This window comes from Micromonospora sp. WMMD723 (genome assembly GCF_049863385.1).
Taxonomy (GTDB): Bacteria; Actinomycetota; Actinomycetes; order Mycobacteriales; family Micromonosporaceae; genus Micromonospora; species Micromonospora wenchangensis.
In genome coordinates, this window is record NZ_JBMKNR010000001.1 from 7,100,996 (window position 1) to 7,122,289 (window position 21,294).

Here is a 21,294-nt window from a genome sequence, read left to right on the forward strand (position 1 = left end):
CCGCTTTCGGAGGGGGCCCGTCGCGTCGGCGCGCGGTGCGGTCGTGCTCAGCCGCCGGCCGCCCGGCGGCGGGCCTCGCGGGTCTTCATGGCGTGCTCCAGCAGGGTGATCAGCACGTTGCGGCCGGACTCCCGCTGCCGGGCGTCGCAGAGCAGCAACGGCACCTCCGGGTCCAGGTCCAACGCCGCGCGGATCTCGTCGACGCCGAACCGGCGGGCGCCCTCGAAGCAGTTCACCGCCACCACGAACGGGGTGCCCCGCCCCTCGAAGTAGTCGATGGAGGGGAAGCAGTCGGCCAACCGTCGGGTGTCGGCCAGCACCACCGCGCCGAGCGCCCCCACCGCCAACTCGTCCCACAGGAACCAGAACCGGTCCTGCCCGGGGGTGCCGAAGACGTAGAGCACCAGGTCGTTGCTGATGGTGATCCGGCCGAAGTCCATCGCCACCGTGGTGGTGCTCTTGCGTTCCACACCGGACAGGTCGTCGACGCCGATGCCGGTCTCGGTCAGCACCTCCTCGGTCCGCAGTGGACGGCTCTCGCTGACCGCCCCGACCAGGGTCGTCTTGCCGGCCCCGAACCCACCCGCCACCAGAACCTTGAGCGCGGTGGGCAGCACCCGCGCCCCCGCCGGACGTTCAGAGTGCCCGTAGTCCATTGATCACCGCCTCGTAGATGCTCTCGTCGTTGACACCGGCCGGCTCCCGGGGTTCCTGTACCCGGACCAGGTCCCGCGCCACCAGGTCACCGAGGAGCACCCGTACGGTGCCCACCGGCAGGTCCAGTCGGGCGGCGATCTCGGCCACCGACTGCATGCGTTGGGTCAGCGCCACGATCGCCACGTGCTCCGGCCCCAGCCCGGCCTCCTCGACCGCGTTCGTCCGGGTCGCCGTGACCAGCGAGATCAGGTCGAACGAGCCGGTGACCGGGCGGGCCCGGCCCCGGGTGACCGCGTAGGGACGGACCACCGGGCCCGCGTGCTCGTCGACCCACTGTTCGTCCGCGGGGTCGCCGTCACCGGCCATCGCGGTCAGTTCCCGCCGGACGGCTGATCGACGCCCCGGGCCGGGGACGCCACGTACTTGCCCACCCGGGCGACGAGCATCGCCATCTCGTACGCGATCAGGCCGACGTCGGCGTCGGTGCCGGCCAGCACCGCCAGGCAGGCGTTGGGCCCGGCCGCGGTGACGAACAGGAACGAGGACTCCATCTCGATGATGGTCTGCTGGACCTGCCCGCCGCCGAACCGTTTCCCGGCGCCCCGGGCCAGGCTCTGGATGCCGGCGGCCATCGCGGCGAGGTGTTCGCCGTCGTCCCGGCCCATCCCCCCGGACGCGGCCATCAGCAGGCCGTCCGTGGAGAGCGCGACGGCGTGCTCGGCCTGCTTGACCCGGCTGACCAGATCGTCGAGCAACCACGTCAGGTCGGCACCGGATGCCGTCGTCTGCCCCACTCGTCGTCCTCTTCCCCGGCGCGTACGCCGTGCTCGTTGCCGTCCCGTCGGCGGTGTCGCATCCGTCGCGACGCCGTCAGCCCGCCGGGTTGTCCGCGTCGTCCGGCCGTTCGCCGGCGCGGGTGCCCTCCAGCAGCCGGGCCGCGTCGCTGCGACCGCGTCGGGTGCCCGACTGGTAGGCGCTCATCAGTTGGCGCACCTGCTCGGGGGCACGCCGTGGGGTGCCTGCGGCCGCAGTCTCCCCGGTGCCCGGGGAGGCCCGCAGCCCGGGTGCCAGGTTCGCCTGGCGCACCCGCACCGGCAGGCCCGCGTCGGTCACCGGCCCTTCCACAGTAGGCGACGGCGGGTCGACGCCGTCGTCCGCCGTCCGCCCGTCCCCGGTCGCCCGGTCGGCCGGGTGGGGGCCGCCCGACCGGCCCGTGGCCGGGCCGGTGTCGACCGGGCCGGCGTCGACCGGGCCGGCGTCGACCGGACCCGTGCCGACCGGACCCGTGCCGAACAGGCCCGCGACCGTCGGGCCGGTGGTCGCCGGGGCGGGTCCGGGATCGGCCGACGGGGCCGTCCCCCGGTCACCGGGTGGCGGTGGGTCGCCGGCCGCAGGCTCCGGGGTGGACGGTCGGACACCGGTGACCGGCAGGCCGGTCGGGACGGTCGGCCCGTGCAGCGCGTCACTGACCGACGGCGGGGCGGCGGCCGGGGCCGGCTGGCGCGGGGGACGCTTGCGGGATCGGGCGGGCAGCCCGGCCGGGGTCACCGCGCCCGACGGCGGGACGGCCCACGGGGCCGCCGACGAGGTGGTCGTACCCGCCGGCGACGCGGTGGCCGGCGGCGCTGTCGCGGTGCCCGGCGGCGCTGTCGCGGTGGTCGGCGACGCGGTGGCTGCCGGCGGCGGCGCGGTGGCCGGCATCGGCGACGCGGTGGCCGGCGGCGGGGCCGCAAGGGGCGACGGCACGGCGGTGGCCGGGCCGGCGGCGAGGACCGGCTGGGCGCCGGACGGGCTCGGGTCACCGGGCACCACCAGCTCCGACGGGATCAGCACCACGGCGGTCGTGCCCCCGTAGGCGGACTCCTTGAGCTGCACCTTCACCCCGTGCCGCTCGGTCAGCCGGCTCACCACGTACAGGCCGAGGCGGGCGGCGTCGGCCAGGTTCAACTCGGAACGGTCGACGATCCGGCGGTTCGCCGCGACCAGTTCCTCCCCGGTCAGCCCCAGGCCACGGTCCTCGATCTCGATGGCGTACCCGGCGGTCACCGGTCGACCCCGCACCTCCACCGTGGTGTTCGGCGGCGAGAAGGACAGCCCGTTCTCGATCAGCTCGGCGAGCAGGTGGATCACGTCACCGACCGCCCGGCCGGCGAGCGCGACCGGCCCGAGCGGCAGCACGTCCACCCGGGTGTAGTCCTCGACCTCGGCGACCGCGCCGCGCACCACGTCCACCATGGGCACATTGCGCCGCCAGGCCCGGCCCGGGGTGGCGCCGGAGAGCACGATCAGGTTCTCCGCGTTGCGCCGCATCCGGGTGGCCAGGTGGTCCACCCGGAACAGGTCCTCCAGCTCCTCGGCGTCGTGTTCGCGCCGTTCCATCGCGTCGAGCAGGGTGAGCTGGCGGTGCACCAGCGCCTGGGTCCGCCGGGCCAGGCTGAGGAACACCCCCCGGACGTTGCGGCGCAGCTCGGCCTGCTCCACCGCCGTCCGCACGGCGGTCTCCTGCACGGCGTTGAACGCCCGCCCGAGCTGGCCGATCTCGTCGTCGCCGAAGTCCAGGGGCGGGGCCTCGCGGGCCACGTCGACGTCCTCGCCCCGACCGAGCCGGTCCACCACCCCGGGCAGCCGCTCGTGGGCCAGCCGCAGCGCGGCGTCCCGCAGCCGGGCCAGCTGGCGGACCAGGTGCCGGGCGGTGCTGATCGACACCACGATGGAGGCGACGACGGCGATCAGGCCGAGGCCGGCGGCGAGCACCAGCCGGACGATGACGCCCACCGCGACCGGTGTGGCCCGGTCGATCAGCGCGTCGTTGATGGTCACCCCGAAGTCCACCTGGGCCTGCATCGCCGGACCGACGGTCGACTGCCACTCCTGGGCGGTCAACGGCAGGGTGGCCCCCGACCGGGACTGCTGGATCACCCGGTCCTCCAGCACCCGGAACCGGGCCACCGCGTCGGAGCCGGCGAGTTGGTCGTAGCGGACCCGGTCGGCCGGGGACAGCTCGCCGGCCGCCTCCGCGGTCTGGTAGCGCTGGGCGCCGACCAGTTGGGCGAAGCGGGCGTACTCGTCGCCGGTCATCCGGCCCGCCGCGAGCACCCCGGTGATCAGGGCGTCCTGCTGGGAGATCAGTTCCCGCACCTGGTAGAGGTCGACCAGGGTCTCGCTCTCGGCGGCGATCCGCGGGTCGTCGAGCTGGCCGAGCGAGCCGTACATCCGCAGCACCGCGGCGAGGATGGCGGTGTACGCGGCCGACGCCTCGGCCCGGTTCACCCCCGCGTCGCGCACCGACTCCCGGACGCCGGTGAGACCACTGAGCCCGGTCAGCACCTCGTCCACCCGGCGGCGGGTGTCCTCCCCGGTGGCCAGCTCGGCCTGCCAACTGCCCACCGACGTGCCGAAGTCGTCCGACACCAGGTCGGTGCGCTGCCACTGGGCGGTCAGGGCGTCGAGTTGCGGCTGGCCGCGTTCGCCCAGGTAGGCGTTGGCGAGCCGACGTTCGTCCTGCAGGGCGGTGAGCAGCGCCTGGCCCGGGTCGGCCACCCGGCTGTTGAGCGTCTGCACGAACAGCAGGGTGAAGCCGTCCTGGACGGTCACCCAGGCCGCGAAGGACCAGAGCGCGACGAGCGAGGTGAGCAGGGCGACGATTTTGGTACGCAGACGTGTGCTGCCGGAACCCATCACACCGCCCCCGGGCCGGACCATGGCCGCCGGACGCCCGACGCGTCACGACACACCTGAACCCGGCGCACGCTAGCAGTCGGCAGCACCATCGCTCAAGCCATGCTGATCATGGAGGCGGGGCCGGTGCCGCAGGTCGGAGGCGATGGTGACCACCATGGATGGTACCGGTCCGACGGCGGTGCCGGGCCGGCGGCGGGTGGGACGGGACCGTCACCGGGACGACCGACCCCGATCGCGGGCGCGGCCGACCCCGCTGTGCCAGGCTCAGGGGCATGGACGACAAGAGCATCCTGCACCGGATCTCGGAACTGGTCGACGAGGAGCACCGGCTCCGGTCGGCGGCCCAGGCCCACGAATCCGGCACCGACGACGAGGCCAAGGAACAACTGCGCGCGCTGGAGGAGTCCCTGGACCAGTGCTGGGACCTGCTGCGCCGCCGCCGGGCGGCCCGGGAGGCCCACGGCGACCCGGAGGCACAGGGGGCCCGGCCGGTGTCGGAGGTCGAGCGTTACCTCCAGTGACGCCCCCGACGCCCCCGGACGACGGTCGGTCGTCCGGGGGCGTCGCCGCGTCAGCGCATCCCCGCCTCCCGCAGCAGCAGCCCGGTGAGGGCGGCCGGGTCGGTGTCGGCGGCGGGCAGGCCCCGGGCGGTGAACCAGGTCGCCACCACCCGCACGTCGCGGGCGAGGAACTCCGGCCCCTGCGGGTTGGCCACCACGTCGACCACCTGCGGCAGGTCGATCATGACGAGCCGCCCCGCGTGCACCAGCAGGTTGTACGGCGACAGGTCGCCGTGGGCGTAGCCGGCCCGGGCCAGCACCATCAGGGCGTCCACCAGTTGCTCCCAGAGGGAACGCAGCTCGGCCGGGTCGGGGCGTACCTGGGCCAGCCGGGGTGCGGCGGTCCCCTCGTCGGGGTCGCCGACGAACTCCAGCATCAGCTCGGTGCCGAGCAGTTGCACCGGGTACGGCACGGCGATCCGCCCGGACTCCGCCCCGACCTCCCAGAGCCGGGACAGCGCGGCGAACTCGGCCGCCGCCCACTGGCCGGCGATCATCTGCCGGCCGAACGCCGTCCGGCCGGCCATCGCCCGGTTCTCCCGGGACCGGCGGACCCGGCGTCCCTCCAGGTAGCCGGCGTCACGGTGGAAGAGCCGGTGCTGGGCGTCGCGGTAGCGCTTGACCGCCAGCAGGCAGGACCGGTCGGTGTCGGGCACCGCCCGGCGGACGAGGTGGACGTCCGCCTCCTTGCCGGTCTTGAGCACGCCGAGGTCGGTGTCCCGGGCGGCCAGCTCGGTGACCAGCCACGGCGGGTGCGGTTCGGGCCCGTGCACGGCCTGGTCCCAGGAGGACCAGTGGTCCTCCGGCTCGGGGTCGGGTTCGTCCTGGGGTGCGGTGCCGGCCGGCTGCCGGCCGTACGTCAGAAGGGGTGTCTCGTCGTCGTCGAAGCGGCTCTTGCCGCGGCCACGGCGCTGCGGCGCCGGGAGGTCGTGTTCGCGCACGGTGCTGGTGATCCCTTGATCGAGGCTGATGGAGGCAGGTGGTACGACCCTGCGAAGACGGTCATGACCGACCCCCCTTCCTCGACCGGGCCCCGCCCGGCTGCGCGTGCGCGCCGGCCCATGCTGGCCGACGCCCCGCACGGGGCACAACCGATTTACCCGCCGGCGAGCACCACCGAGACGGCCGCGATCAACGAGTCGACGGTACGGGTGGGGGCGAACCGGGTGTCGGTCCAGCTCCGGCCCCGGTGCAGCCAGACGCTGGGCAGGCCGACCGCGGCGGCCCCGCCGATGTCCGCCTCGGGGCTGTCCCCCACCACCCACGCGCCGCGCAGCGGCAGCCGGGCCCGCTGGGCGGCCAGCGCGAAGATCCGGGGGTTGGGCTTGCTGACCCCGGCCTCCTCGGAGATCACCCAGTCGGCGACGTAGCGGTCCAGGCCGGTCTGCCGGATCTTGGCGTCCTCCAGCCGGACCGAACCGTTGGTGACCACCACCGGTAGCCACCCCGCGTCGTCGGCGATCCGCAGCGCGCAGGCCACCAGCGGATCCAGCCGGGTGTAGCCGACCACCCCGTCGTGCAGTTCCTCGACCAGGTCGATGGAGGGGATGCGCAGCGCGTACCGGTCCCGGATGGCGTCGGCGATGTCCCACCGGTCGGTCAGGCCGTCGGCGTCGATGGACAGCAGCCAGTCGATGTCGGTGGCCGGCGCGCCGATCTCGGCCAGGAAACCCTCGGCCCAGGCGCGGAACGGCCCGGCCCGGTCGAGCAGGGTGTTGTCCAGGTCGAGCAGGAGCAACGGCACTGAGGCACCTTACGGGAGAGGGGACCGCCGCCGACAGGGTCGAACCACCCGCCGTCGACCGTCGGGTGGCCGGGGTCGGGCGGGTGCGGGGCGCGGGTGGGGGGAGGTGACCGGGGCTGTCGCCACCGGCTGATCCTAACCGGACGCGCGTCCGGCATTCCGAGGTGACGGGCCAATAGCAAGCCGTACGTACGGTTTGCCTTGCGCTGGGTCACCTGCGACGATCGACCCGTGCCCAGAGTAAGTCAGGACCAGCTCGACGCGCGTCGCCAGGAGATCCTCGGCGCGGCCCGGGCCTGTTTCGCCAGGCACGGCTACGAGGGAGCCACCGTGCGCCGGCTGGAGGAGGCCACCGGGCTGTCCCGGGGCGCCATCTTCCACCACTTCCGCGACAAGGATTCGCTCTTCCTCGCCGTCGCCGAGGACGACGCCGCCGTGATGGTCTCCACGGTGGCCCGCAACGGCCTCGTCCAGGTGATGCGGGACCTGCTCGCCCGTGCGGTCTCCCCGGACACCACCGGCTGGCTGGGCAGCCAGCTGGAGGTGTCCCGCCGGCTGCGTACCGACCCGGCGTTCGCCAGCCGGTGGGCGCAACGGTCGGCCGCCATCGCCGAGGCGACCCGGGACCGGCTCGTGCGGCAACGCGAGGCCGGGGTGCTCCGCGAGGACATCGACATCGACGTGCTGGCCCAGTTCCTGGAGCTGGCGTACGACGGTCTGGTGCTGCACCTGGCGATGGGCCGGCCCGCCGGCGATCTCGGGCCGGTGCTGGACCTGGTCGAGGAGGCCGTCCGCCGCCGCTGACCCCGCCGCGGGGCGGCAGCCGTGGGAGAGCGGGCAGGTCTCGGCTCGGTAACTCGCCCACCGCCGCCGTGCCGGCGTGGCGGGGCTGTCCCACAATGGGGCCGCGATCCCCCTCGCGCGACAGGAGCAGCCCATGAACACCCTTGCCGCAGCGGGCGACACCTGGGGCATCCCCGGCCCGCTCTTCCTGAAGCTCTACCTCCTGGTGGCCGTCGTCGCCGTGATCGGCGTGCTGGTGCACCGGCGGCGCACGGCCGCCGGACCTGACGCGGTCGGTGCCGAACAGCTCGGTCCGCAGCAGGTCGCCTACCTCAACGGCGGCGACCAGCTCGCCATCTGGGCGGCGCTGGGTGGGCTGCGCGGCGCCGGCGCGATCGACGTCAAGTCGAACGGCCGGTTGGTCGCCACCGAGTCGGCACCCCACGGGCTCACTCCGCTCGACCACGCGATCCGGCACGCCGCCCGCCGGTCGGTCGCCGCCCGCGAGCTGCGCCGCAACGCCGGGGTGACCCGCGCCCTGCAGGAGCTGCGGCAGGGGTTGGAGCAGCGCGGTCTGCTGATCGACGCCGACGGGGTACGGGCCCTGCGGCGCGGCCGGAACCTGCTGCTGGTGCTGCTGGCCCTGGGTGTGGTGCGACTGGTCTCCGGGCTGGTCAACGGCCGGCCGGTCGGCTGGCTGCTGCTCGCCCTGGCCGGGCTCGGGGTGGCCTTCGCCCTGGTGGCCCGCACCCCCCGGCGGACCAGGACGGCGAACGTGATGATGCGTCGGCTGCGCAGCAGCAACCACCACCTCGCCCCCGACGCCTCCCCGGCCTACGCGACCTACGGTCCGGCCGGCGCGGCGATGGGGGTGGCCCTGTTCGGCACCGTCTCCCTCTACGCGCTCGACCCCGGCTTCGCCGCGCAGGCCGAGATCCAGCGGCAGGCGTTGAACGCCGGCAGCGGCAGCGGCTACACCGGTTCCACGGGTGTCACGTGCGGCGGCAGCACCTCGTCGGGCGACAGCGGCTCGTCGTGCGGGGGCGGCAGCTCCTGCGGTGGTGGCGGAGGATGCGGCGGCGGTGGCGGGTGCGGCGGATGACCCGCCCGAAGGGGGTGGGCATCGGCTGGCGGCCGGAGATCGCCGGTTTCGTCGCCGAGCTGCCCGGCCTGCGTTTCGTCGAGGTGGTGGCGGAGTCGCTCGCCCCCGACGGCCCCCTCCCACCGGGGCTGGCCGCGCTGCGGGAGCGCGACGTCACCGTCGTGCCGCACGGGGTGCGACTCTCCCTCGGCGGCGCGGAGCCGGTCGACCCGGCCCGGGTGACGCACCTGGCCCGGGTGGCCGAGCTGGTCGGCGCGCCACTGGTCAGCGAGCACATCGCATTCGTCCGGGCCGGCGGGCTGGAGGCCGGGCACCTGCTGCCGCTGCCCCGCACCCGGGAGGCGGTGGCGGCGGTGACGGCGAACGTCGCGCGGGCCCGGGCGGAGCTGCCGGTGCCGCTGGCGTTGGAACCGATCGCGGCGCTGTTCGACTGGCCCGACGACGAGCTGGACGAGGCGGACTTCCTCACCGAGATCCTCGACGCCACCGACGCGGAGCTGCTGCTCGACGTGGCCAACGTCTACGCCAACGCCCGCAACCGGGGCCAGGACCCGCAGGCCCTGCTGGACCGGCTGCCGCTGGAACGGATCGCCTACGTGCACGTGGCCGGCGGGGCCGAGCACGGCGGGCTCTACCACGACACGCACACCGATCCGGTGCCCACCGAGGTGCTGGAGCTGGTCGGCGCGCTGGCCGCCGGCCGCCGGCCGCCGCCCCTGCTGCTGGAACGCGACGGCCACTACCCGCCCGCCGACGTGCTGCGGGCCGAGCTGGACGCCCTCGCCACCGCCGCCGGCCACCCGGTGGTCACGTGAGCCCGACACACCCCGTCGGGTCGGCCCCGCCGCCCGGTGCCTCCGGACCGGCGGGGCTGGCCGCCCGCCAGGCCGCGCTGGTCGCCGCCCTGGTCGCGGGGGCTCCGCTGCCCGCCGGCTTCGCCACCGACCGGGTCGACGCCGCCCGGCGGGCGCTGCTGCGCAAGCGGGCCGGGGAGGTCGCCCGCCACTGGCCGCTGCTCGCCGCCGGGCTCGGCGACGCCTGGCCGGCCACCTTCGCCGGCTGGGCAGCCGGCCGGCCCACCGCCGGGTCGCTGCGCGACGGGTGGGACCTCGCCCGCACGCTGCGCGACCGGGGCGCCCTCCCTGCGCTCGGCGCGCAGGAGCTGGCCGCCCGCGAGGCCGCCCACCGCTACGACGGCAGGCGTCCGCCCCGCCGCCGCCGGTTGCCGGCCCTGGCCCGCAGCGGCGACGCCGTCGCCCTCCAGCTCGCCGGCCGGGTACGCCTGCTGCGCTCCACCCGCCGCTGACCGCCGGCCCGCCGCGCCGACCACCGCCGGATACGGCAGGATCGGTGGCATGGATCTCGGACTCACCGATCGGGTGTACGTGTTGACCGGCGCGTCCCGGGGGCTCGGCTTCGCGACCGCACGGTGCCTGGTCGCCGACGGGGCACGGGTGGTCCTGTCGGCCCGGACGCCGGAGCGGGTCGCCGGGGCGGTCGACCTGCTGGGTGGGCCCGAGCACGCCATCGGCCTCGTCGCCGACCTGGCCGACCCGAGCCTGCCCGAGCGGCTGGTGATCGCCGCCCGGGAGCACTTCGGCCGGCTCGACGGGGCGCTCGTCTCGGTGGGTGGGCCGCCCGCCGGCACCGCCGCCCAGGTCAGCGACGCGCAGTGGCGGGAGTCCTTCGAGACGGTCTTCCTGGGCACCGTGCGGACGGCCCGGACGGTGGCCGCCGCGCTCACCGAGGGCGGCGCGATCGGGCTGGTGCTGTCCACCTCGGCCCGTACCCCGATCACCGGCCTCGGCATCTCCAACGGGCTGCGGCCCGGCCTCGCCGGGGTGGCCAAGGACCTGGCCGACGAGCACGGCCCGCGCGGCGTACGGGTGCTGGGCCTGCTGCCCGGACGCTTCCTGACCGACCGCAACCGGGAGCTGCTCGGCGACGACGAGACGGCCCGCGCCGCCGCGGAGGCCGGCATCCCGCTGCGCCGCATCGGCGATCCGGCGGAGTTCGGGCGGGTCGCCGCGTTCCTGCTCTCCCCCGCCGCCGGCTACGTCACCGGGGTCAGCGTGCCGGTCGACGGCGGCGCACTGCGCAGCCTGTGACCCCGCGACGCCGCTCGACCGGACCCGCGACCACCCCCGCACCGGTCCGCACCACCTCCGGACCGGTGCGGCGGCCGGACCGGGCGGAGCTGGCCGCGGCGGCGGACCGCACCATCCCGGACGTGATCGGCCCCGGGCTGACGGTGCTCTTCGTCGGGATCAACCCGGGCCTGTGGTCGGCGGCCACCGGTTGGCACTTCGCCCGGCCGGGCAACCGCTTCTGGCCGGCCCTGCACCGGGGCGGCTTCACCCCACGCCAACTGCACCCCAGTGAGCAGGACACGCTGCCCGGGTTCGGCCTGGGCATCACCAACATGGTGGCGCGGGCCAGCGCCCGGGCGGACGAGCTGACCCCGGCGGAGCTGGTGGCGGGCGCGCGGACGCTGACCGACAAGGTGACCCGCTACCGGCCGACCTGGGTGGCCGTGGTCGGGGTGACCGCGTACCGGATCGGGTTCGCCCGGCCCCGGGCCGGCTTCGGCCCGCAGCCGGAGCCGCTGGCCGGCGCGCGGCTGTGGGTGCTGCCCAACCCGAGCGGCCTGAACGCCCACTTCACCCCGCAGACCCTGGGGGACGCCTTCGGCGAGCTGCGCGCCGCGGTGACCGGCCACCCGCCCTCCCCCACCGGCTGACCGCCGCCGTCCCCGCACCCACGGTACGTCGCGTCGCGCGTTCACGATGTGTCGTGTAAATGCCGACATCACGGCAATAAATTGCGCACGACGGGTCCCGATGCAATTGACGCGTATTTATTTCGCGCGTGCTTTCGAGTTCACGTTGGTCTAACATTGGAAGGCAATCGGCCACACGCCGTTAACGCATTTCCCATCACGTCGGGAGCACTTATGTCACAAGTCCGTTCTTCCCGCTTCGTCCGCCTGTTGGCCGCGGGCGCCGCCGGGGCCGCCGCAGTGGCCATGTTGCCCGCGGTCAGCGCCCAGGCCGGCACCGCACCGTTCACCGTCTCGGTCAAGGGTGGCTACAACAACAGCCAGTCCCTCGGCACCGCCACCGGAACCATCACCGGGACGACGGGCAGCAACCAGGCGAGCTACTCGGTGACGCTGTGCGGGGAGAGCACCTATCCGAGCGCCCGGGTCACCATCCAGGGCGGCACCGCCAGCGCCGCGCACACCGTCTACTACCAGAACTGCGAGACCTTCACCGGCGATCTCGTCTCCGCCTATGGATTCACCAACATCCAGGTCACGGTGTCCGGTTCCACGTTCTACCCGGGGAACCAGTACACGACGTACACGAAGGCCCGCACGATCTACTTCTGAGTTGCGCGCGGCATGACGGAACGGGCACCGAATTGCCGAGCACCGGCCCACCCAGCCGGTGACCCGCGTCCCCCGGCACCGACGTGGGAATTGCGTCAGAATAGGGGCCAGGTCGGGGCCGCTCCCCCGGCCCGGCCCCGTACCGCAGGCGACGGCACGCCGCCGACCGGCGCCCCCACCATCCGACGGTGCACACGGACACCACCGGCCTCCCTGACGGGGGACGGTCAGTTGGCCACGGCCGGGGGCCGCGCCTCCTGGGCGACGTAGGTGCCCATGGGCACGGTGGTGACGATCGGCTCGGCCGGCTCGGCGGCATCCGGGTACGGCGTGGGCGAGTCGGCGACCGCGAACTGGGTGCGGTACAGCTCGGCGTAGAGCCCACCCACCGCGACCAGCTCGTCGTGCCGCCCCCGCTCGACGATCCGGCCGTCGTCGAGGACGAGGATCTGGTCGGCGTCGCGGACCGTGGAGAGCCGGTGCGCGATCACCAGCGCCGTCCGCCCGGTCAGCGCCACGGCCAGCGCCCGTTGCACCGCCGCTTCGCTCTCCGAGTCGAGGTGGGCGGTGGCCTCGTCGAGGATCACGATCGACGGGGCCTTGAGCAGCAGTCGGGCGATGGCGATGCGTTGCTTCTCCCCACCGGAGAAGCGGTAGCCGCGCTCACCGACGGTCGTCTCCAACCCGTCGGGCAGGGCGCGCACCAGATCGGCCACCTGGGCGCCGGCCAGCGCCGCCCAGATCTCGTCGTCGGTGGCGTCCGGCTTGGCGTACCGCAGGTTCTCGGCGATCGTCTCGTGGAACAGGTGGGAGTCCTGGGTGACCACGCCGATCTCGTCGCGCAGCGAGGCGAGGGTGGCGTCCCGGACGTCGACCCCACCGACCCGCACCTCGCCATCGGTGACGTCGTAGATCCGGGAGATCAGCATGGACAGGGTCGACTTGCCCGCCCCCGACGGCCCGACCAGGGCCACCATCTGCCCCGGCTCGACCCGGAAGGACACCCCCTTGAGCACCGGCTCGCCGGCCGTCCGGTCGAGGGTGGCGACCTCCTCCAGCGACGCCAGCGAGACGTCGGCGGCGGCCGGGTAGCGGAACCGGACGTCGCGGAACTCGACCCGCCCGGCGCCGGCGGGCACCGGCACCGCGTCGGGCTTCTCCTCGATGCCGGGGCGCAGGTCGAGCACCTCGAAGACCCGGTCGAACGAGACCAGGGCGCTCATCACGTCGACCCGGACGTTGGACAGCGCGGTCAGCGGACCGTAGAGGCGGGTGAGCAGCAGGGCGAGCGTGACCACGGTGCCGGCGCTGACCGCGCCGTTGACCGCCAGCCAGCCGCCGAGCCCGTAGGTGAGCGCCTGGGCCAGCGAGGCGACCAGCAGCATCGCCACGAAGAAGGTGCGGGAGTACATCGCCGACTGGATGCCGATGTCGCGGACCCGCTCGGCCCGCGCGGCGAACCGACCCGCCTCCACGCCGGGCGAGCCGAACAGCTTGACCAGCAGCGCCCCGGCCACCCCGAACCGCTCGGTCATCGTGGCGTTCATCTTGGCGTCGAGGTTGTACGACTCCCGGGTGATCTCGGCCAGCCGCCGACCCACCCGTCGGGCGGGGATCACGAAGATCGGCAGCAGGATCAGCGAGAGAGTGGTGATCTGCCAGGAGAGGGTGAACATCACCCCGGCGGTGAGCACCAGCTGGATGACGTTGCTGACCACCCCGGACAGGGTGGAGGTGAACGCCCGCTGGGCACCCATCACGTCGTTGTTGAGCCGGCTGACCAGGGCGCCGGTCTGGGTGCGGGTGAAGAACTGCAACGGCATCCGCTGCACGTGGTCGTAGACCCTGGTACGCAGGTCGAGGATGATGCCCTCGCCGATGCGGGCCGAGTACCAACGCTGGACCAGGGAGAAGACCGCGTCGGCGACGGCCAGACCGCCGATGATCAGGGCGAACCGCACGACCGTGGCTCCGGCCTCCGGCCCGCCACGGCTGATCGCGTTGATCACGTGCCCGGCGAGCACCGGGGTGGCCACCCCGATCACGGCGGCGATCACCACGGTCACCAGGAAGATGACGATGTCCCGCCGGTAGGGCTGGGCGAACGCCATGATCCGCTTGGCGGTGCCGCGCTTGAGCCGGTGGGCGGAGACCTCGTCGCCGTGGCGGATCGACCGGAGCATGCTCCAGCCGGCCATGTTGCCGCCCGTCATCGGGTTGGACATCGGTCACCTCCGTGTCGTGGCGGCACGCACCGTCGGGGTCGATTCTCCCCACGCCTACGACAACCTCGGCGGTAACCCGACTCTTCCCGGGCAGTCCTTACCGACCGCCGGCCGGCTACTCGCCCCGGCCGGCCAGGTCGCGCAGCCGGCGGGTCTGCGCCTCACGCTCGGCCCGCTGCTGCTCGGTGTGGGAGCGGCCGGCGGCACCGGCGAGCAGCGCCTTGATCTCCACCACCGCGTCCCGGTTGCCGGCGAGCAGGCCGGCGGTGAGGTCACCGACCGCCGCATCCAACTCGGCGTTCGGCACCACCAGGTTGGCCAGGCCGATCCGGTCGGCCTCCGCGGCGTCCATCCGCCGGCCGGTGGCGCACAACTCCAGGGCGCGGGCGTAGCCGACCAGCTCGACCAGCCGCTTCGTGCCGGCCAGGTCGGGGACCAGACCGAGGGTGACCTCGGCCATCGACAGCTTCGCGTCCTCGGCGAGGACCCGCAGGTCGCAGGCGAGCGCGAGCTGGAAGCCAGCGCCGATGGCGTGACCCTGCACGGCAGCCACCGAGATCACGTCAGGGCGGTGCAGCCAGGTGAAGCCCTGCTGGTAACCGGCGATCCGGTCGGCGCACTCCTGCTCGGGCAGGGTGGACAGCTCGGCGAAGGAACCCGGCCCCTGGGCACCGGCCACCGACAGGTCGAGGCCGGCGGAGAACGACCGCCCCTCGCCGCGTACCACCACGACGCGCACGTCGCCGGGCAGGTCCCGGGAGAAGTCGCTCATCGCGCGCCACATCGCCGGGGTCTGGGCGTTGAGCACGTCGGGCCGGCACAACGTGACCGTCGCGACCGGCCCGTCGCAGTGCAGTAGCACCCCGGTCGTCTCGGCGGTCACCGGACCGCCCGGGGCGTGCTGACGGACGACGCTGGTGGGCGGGTCACGCCTTCTTGCGACGCCGGGCGCCGCCGCGCTGCCGCAGCTGCACACCGGACTCGGTGAGCACACGGTGGATGAACCCGTAGGATCGCCCGGTCGAGGCGGCGAGCGCGCGGATGCTCTCCCCGCCGGTGTACCGCTTTACCAGGTCCTTGGCGAGCGTCTGACGCTCGGCTCCGACGATCCGGCGACCCTTCTCAGTGCTGGTGGCTGTGCCAGTGGCTGCCATGCTGATTCCTCACGTCCCAGACTGTGCGGTTCGATACGGTCCCACCTATTAGACCGTCTCGAACGATCATGCGCCAGATATCAACTCTTCGCCAACCGACACGCTATGCAGTGTCGTCAACCCGATAGAGTGACCCTGCACTCGGCCGGCGGCTGCTAGCGCGCCCTGGCGGCCCTGGTCGGCGGCCCGTAGCCTGCCGGTCGTGACCGACCTGCTGGGCGACGTGAGTGGCGCGGCGGCCGTCTTCGCCGCCACCAACCTCGACGACATCGTGGTGCTGACCGTACTCTTCGTGGCCGCCCGCAGTGTGGGACGACCCCGCCCGTGGCAGATCGTCACCGGTCAGTACCTCGGCATCGCCACCCTCGTCACGGCCGCCCTGGTGGTCGCCGCCGGTCTGCTGGTGGTACCGGATCCGTGGACCGGCCTGCTCGGGCTGCTGCCGGTCGCGCTCGGGGTCCGGGCGCTGCTGGCCCGCACCGACGACGACTCGCCACCGCCCGTGGTCGGCGGACTGCTCGGGGTCGCCGGGGTGACGGTCGCCAACGGCGCCGACAACATCGCCGTCTACGTCCCGGTGTTCCGCGCCCTCGACCCGGCCACCGGGCTGGTCTACCTGCTGGTCTTCGCGCTCCTGGTCGCCGTCTGGTGCGGTGCCGCCGCACTGCTCGGCGGGCACCCCCGGGTGGTCCACCTGGTCGGCCGGGCCGGGCACTGGCTGGTCCCGGTCGTCTTCGTCGCCATCGGCCTGGTGATCCTGGTCGGCTCGGGCGTCCTCGGTCGGCTGGCCGACCTCGCCCGCTGACCACCGGCCGGACCGTGGACCACCGGCCGCAGCCGACCCCGCCGGCCGTCGCGGGCAGCCGACCCCGCCGGCCGTCGCGGGCGGGGTCGGGGTCGGGTCAGGCCAGCTCGACCAGTTCCAGGAGGTCGTCGCTCCAGGCGTCCTCGTCGCCGTCGGGGAGCAGGATGGCCCGGTCGGGCTTGAGCGCGAGCACCGCGCCCGGGTCGTGGGTGACCAGCACGATCGCGCCGGGGTAGTTGGCGATGGCGTCGAGCACCTGCTCCCGGCTGACCGGGTCGAGGTTGTTCGTCGGCTCGTCCAGCAGCAGCACGTTCGCGCCGGAGCAGACCAGGGTCGACAGGGCGAGCCGGGTCTTCTCGCCACCGGAGAGCACCCCGGCGGGCTTGTTCACGTCCTCGCCGGAGAACAGGAAGGCACCGAGGATCTTGCGGAGGTCGGTGTCGGACTGCTCGATCGCCGCCGCCCGCATGTTCTCCAGCACCGTGCGTTCCACGTCCAGCGTCTCGTGCTCCTGGGCGTAGTAGCCCAGCCGCAGGCCGTGCCCGGCGTGCACCTCGCCGGTGTCCGGCGGGAGCAGGCCGCCGAGCATCCGCAGCAGCGTGGTCTTGCCGGCACCGTTGAGCCCGAGGATCGCCACCCGGGAGCCGCGGTCCACCGCGACGTTCACGTCCGTGAAGATCTCCAGCGAGCCGTACGACTTGGACAGGCCGGTCGCGGTCAGTGGGGTCTTACCGCACGGCGCGGGGTTGGGGAACCGGACCTTCGCCACCTTGTCGGAGACCCGTACCTCCTCCAGCCCGGAGATCAGCTTCTCGGCCCGGCGGGCCATGTTCTGCGCGGCGACGGTCTTGGTGGCCTTGGCCCGCATCTTGTCCGCCTGCGCCATCAGGGCGCCGGCCTTCTTCTCGGCGTTGGCCCGTTCCCGGCGGCGACGACGCTCGTCGGTCTCCCGCGCCGCCAGGTACGCCTTCCAGCCCAGGTTGTAGACGTCGACCACGGAGCGGGTGGCGTCGAGGAACCAGACCTTGTTGACCACCGACTCCAGCAGCGAACCGTCGTGGGAGATCACGATCAGCCCGCCCTTGTGGTTGGCGAGGAAGCCGCGCAGCCAGGTGATCGAGTCGGCGTCGAGGTGGTTGGTGGGCTCGTCGAGCAGCAGGATGCCGCCGCCGTTCTCCCCCGCGTCGCGGAACAGGATGCGGGCCAGTTCGATGCGGCGACGCTGACCGCCGGAGAGGGTGCCGATGGTCTGCGCGAGGGCCCGGTCGGGCAGCCCCAGGTTGGCGCAGATCCGGGCGGCCTCGGCCTCGGCGGCGTACCCGCCCAGCGAGGCGAACTGGTCCTCCAGCGCGCCGTAGCGGCGGACGAGCTTGTCGTCGACGCCGTCGGCGAGTTGCTGCTCGATCTCCTTCATCTGGGCCATCAGCACGTCCAGCCCCCGGGCGGAGAGCACCCGGTCCCGGCCGGTGACCTCCAGGTCGCCGGTGCGTGGGTCCTGCGGCAGGTAGCCGATGGCGCTGCGCCTGTCGATCTGCCCGGCGTACGGCTGCCCCTCGCCGGCCAGTACCTTGAGGGTCGTGGTCTTGCCGGCGCCGTTGCGGCCGACCAGTCCGATCCGGTCACCGGGCTGCACCCGCAGGGTGGTGTCGGACAGGAGGATCCGGGAGCCGGCGCGCAGTTCCAGGCCGGTGACACTGATCATTTCCGGTACTCGCTCTCGGGGGTCTGGAAGGGCTGACTCAGGGCACGCGAAAGCGCCGGCGGGTCAGTGGTTCCCGTCGGCGCGGGGCGGTTCAGCCTTCGCAGCGCAGCACCCGACAAGTGTACCGGGCGGCCCGACGCACACCGCCCGGATTACCGTACAAGATCATCGGGTACCGAAAACGCCGTCCGGACCCGGTCCGGTACCGCAACCCTCAGACGTGACGAATCGGTGATCGGGGTCAACATGGAGCTGAACGAGAACGCGCGGATCGACACCGGCCAGGTGGACGACCGGCGAGGGTCCGGCGGGGGTGGCGGGGGCATCCCGATCCCGATCCCGGGCGGCGGCGGACGCGGCGGCATCGTCGGGCTGATCATCGCCGTGCTGGTGGCCCTGGTGGGCGGCGGTTTCGGGCTCAACGCCATGACCGGCGGCGGGTCCGAGACCGGCGACAACACCGAACTCACCCAGAAGTGCTCCGCCGACGACGCGCTCAAGCAACTGGACTGCCGCAACACCCTCTACGTCAACTCGATCCAGGCGTACTGGCGCACCGCCCTGCCCGAGCGGTTCGGCCAGCAGTACCAGCCGTCCAAGACCGTCTTCTTCAGCCAGGGCGTCAACACCGGCTGCGGCCAGGCCGACTCCGGCGTCGGGCCGTTCTACTGCCCCGCCGACGACCTGGTCTACATCGACCTGACCTTCTACCAGACCCTCGCCGACCAGCTCGGTGCCGAGGGTGAGTTCGCCCAGCCGTACGTGCTGGCCCACGAGTACGGCCACCACGTGCAGGACCTGCTCGGCACCGAGGCACAGATGCGCCGCCAGCAGCAGCGGGACCCGGGCAACGCCAACGCGCTCTCGGTCAAGCTGGAACTCCAGGCCGACTGCTACGCCGGCGCGTGGGCCAAGAACGCCACCGGCACCGCCGACGAGCAGGGCCAGAAGATCTTCAAGAGCATCACCGAGCAGGACATCGCGCAGGCGATCGACACCGCCGAGAAGATCGGCGACGACGCCATCTCCAAGCGGGCCAACCGCCCGGTCAACCCGGAGGAGTTCACCCACGGCTCCTCCGAGCAGCGCAAGCAGTGGTTCACCAAGGGCTACACCACCGGTGACCCGAAGTCCTGCGACACCTTCGGCGGCAGCCTCTGACCGGCACCGGTCGCAGGCCGCGGCGGTCGGCGGGCGCACATGCCCCCCGGCCGCCGCCGTCGTTTCCGGCGGTGCCGTCGCCGTTCGGTGCCCGTCGCCGTTCGGTGCCCGTCGCCGTTCAGGGTCGTCGCCGTTCAGGGTCTCGCCGCTGCGGCCGAGGTGTAGGCCGGTGTCAGGCCGGGTCGCGGACCAGGACGTGCACCGCGCGGGCGGCGGCGATCGCGCCGACCAGCACCGCGTGCCGGGGTTCGGGCACGTCGAGCAGCCGCTCGGCCCGCAGCCCGGCGAGCGGGGCCAACCGCCGGTCGGCCAGGACCGTGTCGACGGCCCGCCGGTCACCGCCGCAGACCAGCGCCGCCAGCGTCGCCGCCTCCGGCAGCAGCAGTCGTACGGCCAGTACCGCCGCGTCGCCCAGGGCCGCCCTGGCCTGGTTGTCCCGCCGCCTGGCGAACCGCTGCTGCGACCAGCCGCCGGCGGCGGTGCGGCCCTGCACGTACCGGGTGTCCACCTTGGAGACCAGCAGCTCGGTACCGAGTGCCACCCCGACCGCCACCGCGCCCTTGCGGGCGAGCAGCAGCCCGAGCCGGTGGGGTGCGACGGCGATCTCGACGAACCCGGGCACGTCGTCGACCTGCCCGGTCGCCGCCCCGGTGCCGCCGCCCGGCGGGAGGTGCAGTTCCGCGGTCGCCCCGTCGGCGGCGGTGAGCAGCAGGCCGTACCCCTGCGGGGAGACGACGGGCGGGCCGTGCCGGTCGGCGAAACCCTCCACCCAGCGGGCGACGCGGGTCGGATCGACCTCGATCCACCGGCCGCCACCGGCCGCGGGTCGACTGCTCATCACCCGACCGTACGGCACCGTGGACGGCGGCCCGGCGGGCGACCCACCGCACGACGGCAGCCCGGCGGGCGGACGCCGTCAGAGCGGGCGGCAACGACACGGACATCATGGGAGCAGGCGGGAACGACATGGACACCGTCAGAGCGGGCTGGGACGACACGGACACCGTCGGAGCAGGTGGGGACGACACGGACACCGTCGGAGCAGGTGGGGACGATGCGGCCGGCGTGAGGGCCGCTCACCGCACGACCAGCATGGCGACGGCGAGGGCGGCGATGATCAGGCTGGACAGCAGGCCGGTCACCAGTCGACCACGCGGGCCGGCCAGCACCCGGCCGACCAGGGTGCCGCTCCCGGCGATCAGCAACTGCCAGCTCGCCGAGGCGACGAAGGCCCCGAGGACGAACAGCGCGGCGGCCGCCGGTGCCGCCCGCGCAGCGTCGGCACGACCGAGGACCAGCGCCGCGAAGTAGACCACCGTGGCTGGGTTGAGCAGGGTCAACGCCAACACCCCGACGAACGCGCGCCCCGGCGTGTCCATCCCCCGAGCCGGTTCCGACCCGCCCGACCTCAGACGACCAGGCTGCGGCCTGCCCGACCCCGGCCCGGGACCGCCCCGACCCGACTGCCCCGACTCCGACCCACCCGACTCCGACTCCGACTCCAGCCCATCCGGCTCCTGCCCACCCGGCTCCAGCCCACCCGGCTTGAACCCACCCGGCTCCGACCCACCCAGCTCCAGCCCACCCGGCTTGAACCCACCCGATCCCGGACCGTGCGGCTCCGGTCCAGCCGACCCCGACCCGCCCGACGGCGGTCGGGAGCGCCAGGTCCGCCAGCCGCCGTGGACGGCGAGCGCCAGCAGCACCACCGCCGCCACCACCCGCAACGGCCCGGCGACCGGGGCGACCGGGGCGACCACGGCGGCCACCGCCGCACCCCCGAGTACCGCCACGGCGGCGTAGAGCCCGTCGGCGGTGGCGACACCGAACGCGGCAGCCGCACCCACCCGCAACGAGGTACGGGCGCTGAGCCCGAGGATGAGCACCGCGATCGCACCGACCGGGACGGCGACCCCGTAGCCGGCCACCAGCCCGGCCAGGAAGGCGGCGGTCACGACGAGCGGTGACGGGCCGAGCCGCGCCCCGGACGGGCCTGCTGTCGGCGCGCGGTGGTGCTCGCGCGGACAGGTCCCTGCACCGGGTACGTCTCGATCACCGGCCCATCATCGGCTCCGCACCCGACACCCCGCCACCGGATTGTCCGGCCACCGCGCTGATCGACTCAACGGGGACGAAGCAGCGGTATCAGCGGGCCCGGATACCCCTGTGTCGCCCCCGTTGAGTCGATCACCCCGCCCGGCCCCCGGCCGAACCCGGACCCGGACCCGGGCCGAACCCGGACCCGGGCCGAACCCGGACCCGGGCCGAACCCGGACCCGGGCCGAACCCGGACCCGAACCGGACCAGGACCCAGGCCAGGGCTCGGACC

Annotated in this window: 22 protein-coding genes; 10 read left to right on the forward strand and 12 right to left on the reverse strand. The window is 73.9% G+C overall.

Annotation, left to right across the window (positions count from 1 at the left end; translation table 11 throughout):
- Positions 1 to 47 precede the first annotated feature (47 nt).
- From ACN261_RS30575 to ACN261_RS30590, 4 genes are all read right to left on the reverse strand, one after another.
- Positions 48 to 656: a GTP-binding protein gene (locus ACN261_RS30575; RefSeq protein WP_204926120.1), complete on the reverse strand. Its 609-nt coding sequence runs from the start codon at positions 654 to 656 to the stop codon at positions 48 to 50.
- A complete protein-coding gene (locus ACN261_RS30580; protein ID WP_088645633.1) occupies positions 637 to 1,023 on the reverse strand; it encodes a DUF742 domain-containing protein in 387 nt (128 codons plus the stop codon). The genes ACN261_RS30575 and ACN261_RS30580 overlap by 20 nt, the downstream gene beginning before the upstream one ends.
- Before the next feature lie 5 nt (positions 1,024 to 1,028).
- Positions 1,029 to 1,451 (reverse strand): roadblock/LC7 domain-containing protein, encoded by a 423-nt coding sequence (locus ACN261_RS30585; RefSeq protein ID WP_204926119.1) that lies wholly within the window; start codon positions 1,449 to 1,451, stop codon positions 1,029 to 1,031.
- Between the two features lie 76 nt (positions 1,452 to 1,527).
- Positions 1,528 to 4,335, reverse strand: coding sequence for a nitrate- and nitrite sensing domain-containing protein (locus ACN261_RS30590; RefSeq protein ID WP_425853483.1), 2,808 nt, complete (start codon positions 4,333 to 4,335; stop codon positions 1,528 to 1,530).
- A 275-nt stretch (positions 4,336 to 4,610) separates the two neighbouring features.
- On the opposite strand from ACN261_RS30590, the gene ACN261_RS30595 reads away from it, so the two are divergent.
- Positions 4,611 to 4,859, forward strand: coding sequence for a DUF2630 family protein (locus ACN261_RS30595; RefSeq protein WP_088645025.1), 249 nt, complete (start codon positions 4,611 to 4,613; stop codon positions 4,857 to 4,859).
- A gap of 50 nt (positions 4,860 to 4,909) precedes the next feature.
- Here ACN261_RS30595 and ACN261_RS30600 read toward each other — a convergent pair whose 3' ends face one another.
- Both ACN261_RS30600 and ACN261_RS30605 read right to left on the reverse strand, forming a co-directional pair.
- Entirely contained in the window at positions 4,910 to 5,839 is a 930-nt protein-coding gene (locus ACN261_RS30600; protein WP_425853484.1) for a serine protein kinase RIO, read from the reverse strand.
- 155 nt (positions 5,840 to 5,994) lie between these two features.
- Complete coding sequence (locus ACN261_RS30605; RefSeq protein WP_204926116.1) at positions 5,995 to 6,642, reverse strand: HAD family hydrolase; 648 nt, start codon at positions 6,640 to 6,642, stop codon at positions 5,995 to 5,997.
- Positions 6,643 to 6,873: 231 nt separating this feature from the next.
- Between ACN261_RS30605 and ACN261_RS30610 the strand changes: the two genes are divergently transcribed.
- From ACN261_RS30610 to ACN261_RS30640, 7 genes are all read left to right on the forward strand, one after another.
- Positions 6,874 to 7,446, forward strand: coding sequence for a TetR/AcrR family transcriptional regulator (locus ACN261_RS30610; RefSeq protein ID WP_204959124.1), 573 nt, complete (start codon positions 6,874 to 6,876; stop codon positions 7,444 to 7,446).
- A gap of 133 nt (positions 7,447 to 7,579) precedes the next feature.
- Positions 7,580 to 8,527, forward strand: a complete 948-nt coding sequence (locus tag ACN261_RS30615; protein ID WP_421483313.1) for a TIGR04222 domain-containing membrane protein — start codon at positions 7,580 to 7,582, stop codon at positions 8,525 to 8,527.
- Positions 8,524 to 9,342: a DUF692 domain-containing protein gene (locus ACN261_RS30620; protein WP_425853485.1), complete on the forward strand. Its 819-nt coding sequence runs from the start codon at positions 8,524 to 8,526 to the stop codon at positions 9,340 to 9,342. The genes ACN261_RS30615 and ACN261_RS30620 overlap by 4 nt, the downstream gene beginning before the upstream one ends.
- Positions 9,339 to 9,833: a hypothetical protein gene (locus tag ACN261_RS30625; protein ID WP_425853486.1), complete on the forward strand. Its 495-nt coding sequence runs from the start codon at positions 9,339 to 9,341 to the stop codon at positions 9,831 to 9,833. The genes ACN261_RS30620 and ACN261_RS30625 overlap by 4 nt, the downstream gene beginning before the upstream one ends.
- 49 nt (positions 9,834 to 9,882) lie before the next feature.
- Complete coding sequence (locus ACN261_RS30630; protein WP_204926111.1) at positions 9,883 to 10,635, forward strand: SDR family oxidoreductase; 753 nt, start codon at positions 9,883 to 9,885, stop codon at positions 10,633 to 10,635.
- The gene (mug, locus tag ACN261_RS30635) at positions 10,632 to 11,267 is read left to right on the forward strand and encodes a G/U mismatch-specific DNA glycosylase (RefSeq protein WP_421483315.1); all 636 of its coding nucleotides are present in this window, start codon (positions 10,632 to 10,634) and stop codon (positions 11,265 to 11,267) included. Before ACN261_RS30630 ends, mug begins: the two co-directional genes overlap by 4 nt.
- Positions 11,268 to 11,480: 213 nt before the next feature.
- Complete coding sequence (locus ACN261_RS30640; protein ID WP_421483316.1) at positions 11,481 to 11,918, forward strand: hypothetical protein; 438 nt, start codon at positions 11,481 to 11,483, stop codon at positions 11,916 to 11,918.
- Positions 11,919 to 12,145: 227 nt separating this feature from the next.
- On the opposite strand, the gene ACN261_RS30645 is transcribed toward ACN261_RS30640, so the two are convergent.
- From ACN261_RS30645 to ACN261_RS30655, 3 genes are all read right to left on the reverse strand, one after another.
- Positions 12,146 to 14,131, reverse strand: a complete 1,986-nt coding sequence (locus ACN261_RS30645) for an ABC transporter ATP-binding protein (RefSeq protein WP_421486869.1) — start codon at positions 14,129 to 14,131, stop codon at positions 12,146 to 12,148.
- Positions 14,132 to 14,258: 127 nt separating this feature from the next.
- The gene (locus tag ACN261_RS30650; RefSeq protein ID WP_204926108.1) at positions 14,259 to 15,026 is read right to left on the reverse strand and encodes an enoyl-CoA hydratase/isomerase family protein; all 768 of its coding nucleotides are present in this window, start codon (positions 15,024 to 15,026) and stop codon (positions 14,259 to 14,261) included.
- A gap of 43 nt (positions 15,027 to 15,069) precedes the next feature.
- Complete coding sequence (locus tag ACN261_RS30655; RefSeq protein WP_007072022.1) at positions 15,070 to 15,297, reverse strand: helix-turn-helix domain-containing protein; 228 nt, start codon at positions 15,295 to 15,297, stop codon at positions 15,070 to 15,072.
- A gap of 202 nt (positions 15,298 to 15,499) precedes the next feature.
- On the opposite strand from ACN261_RS30655, the gene ACN261_RS30660 reads away from it, so the two are divergent.
- Positions 15,500 to 16,102, forward strand: coding sequence for a cadmium resistance transporter (locus tag ACN261_RS30660; RefSeq protein WP_421483318.1), 603 nt, complete (start codon positions 15,500 to 15,502; stop codon positions 16,100 to 16,102).
- Positions 16,103 to 16,199: 97 nt separating this feature from the next.
- Here the strand turns inward: ACN261_RS30660 and ACN261_RS30665 are convergent, their stop codons facing one another.
- Positions 16,200 to 17,804 (reverse strand): ABC-F family ATP-binding cassette domain-containing protein, encoded by a 1,605-nt coding sequence (locus ACN261_RS30665; RefSeq protein ID WP_204926107.1) that lies wholly within the window; start codon positions 17,802 to 17,804, stop codon positions 16,200 to 16,202.
- A 246-nt stretch (positions 17,805 to 18,050) separates the two neighbouring features.
- On the opposite strand from ACN261_RS30665, the gene ypfJ reads away from it, so the two are divergent.
- Entirely contained in the window at positions 18,051 to 18,965 is a 915-nt protein-coding gene (ypfJ, locus tag ACN261_RS30670) for a KPN_02809 family neutral zinc metallopeptidase (protein ID WP_421483319.1), read from the forward strand.
- A gap of 172 nt (positions 18,966 to 19,137) precedes the next feature.
- Here the strand turns inward: ypfJ and ACN261_RS30675 are convergent, their stop codons facing one another.
- Together ACN261_RS30675 and ACN261_RS30680 are read right to left on the reverse strand one after the other, a co-directional pair.
- Complete coding sequence (locus ACN261_RS30675; RefSeq protein ID WP_425853487.1) at positions 19,138 to 19,803, reverse strand: acVLRF1 family peptidyl-tRNA hydrolase; 666 nt, start codon at positions 19,801 to 19,803, stop codon at positions 19,138 to 19,140.
- 238 nt (positions 19,804 to 20,041) lie between these two features.
- Complete coding sequence (locus ACN261_RS30680; RefSeq protein ID WP_421483323.1) at positions 20,042 to 20,920, reverse strand: LysE family transporter; 879 nt, start codon at positions 20,918 to 20,920, stop codon at positions 20,042 to 20,044.
- Positions 20,921 to 21,294: the final 374 nt, after the last annotated feature.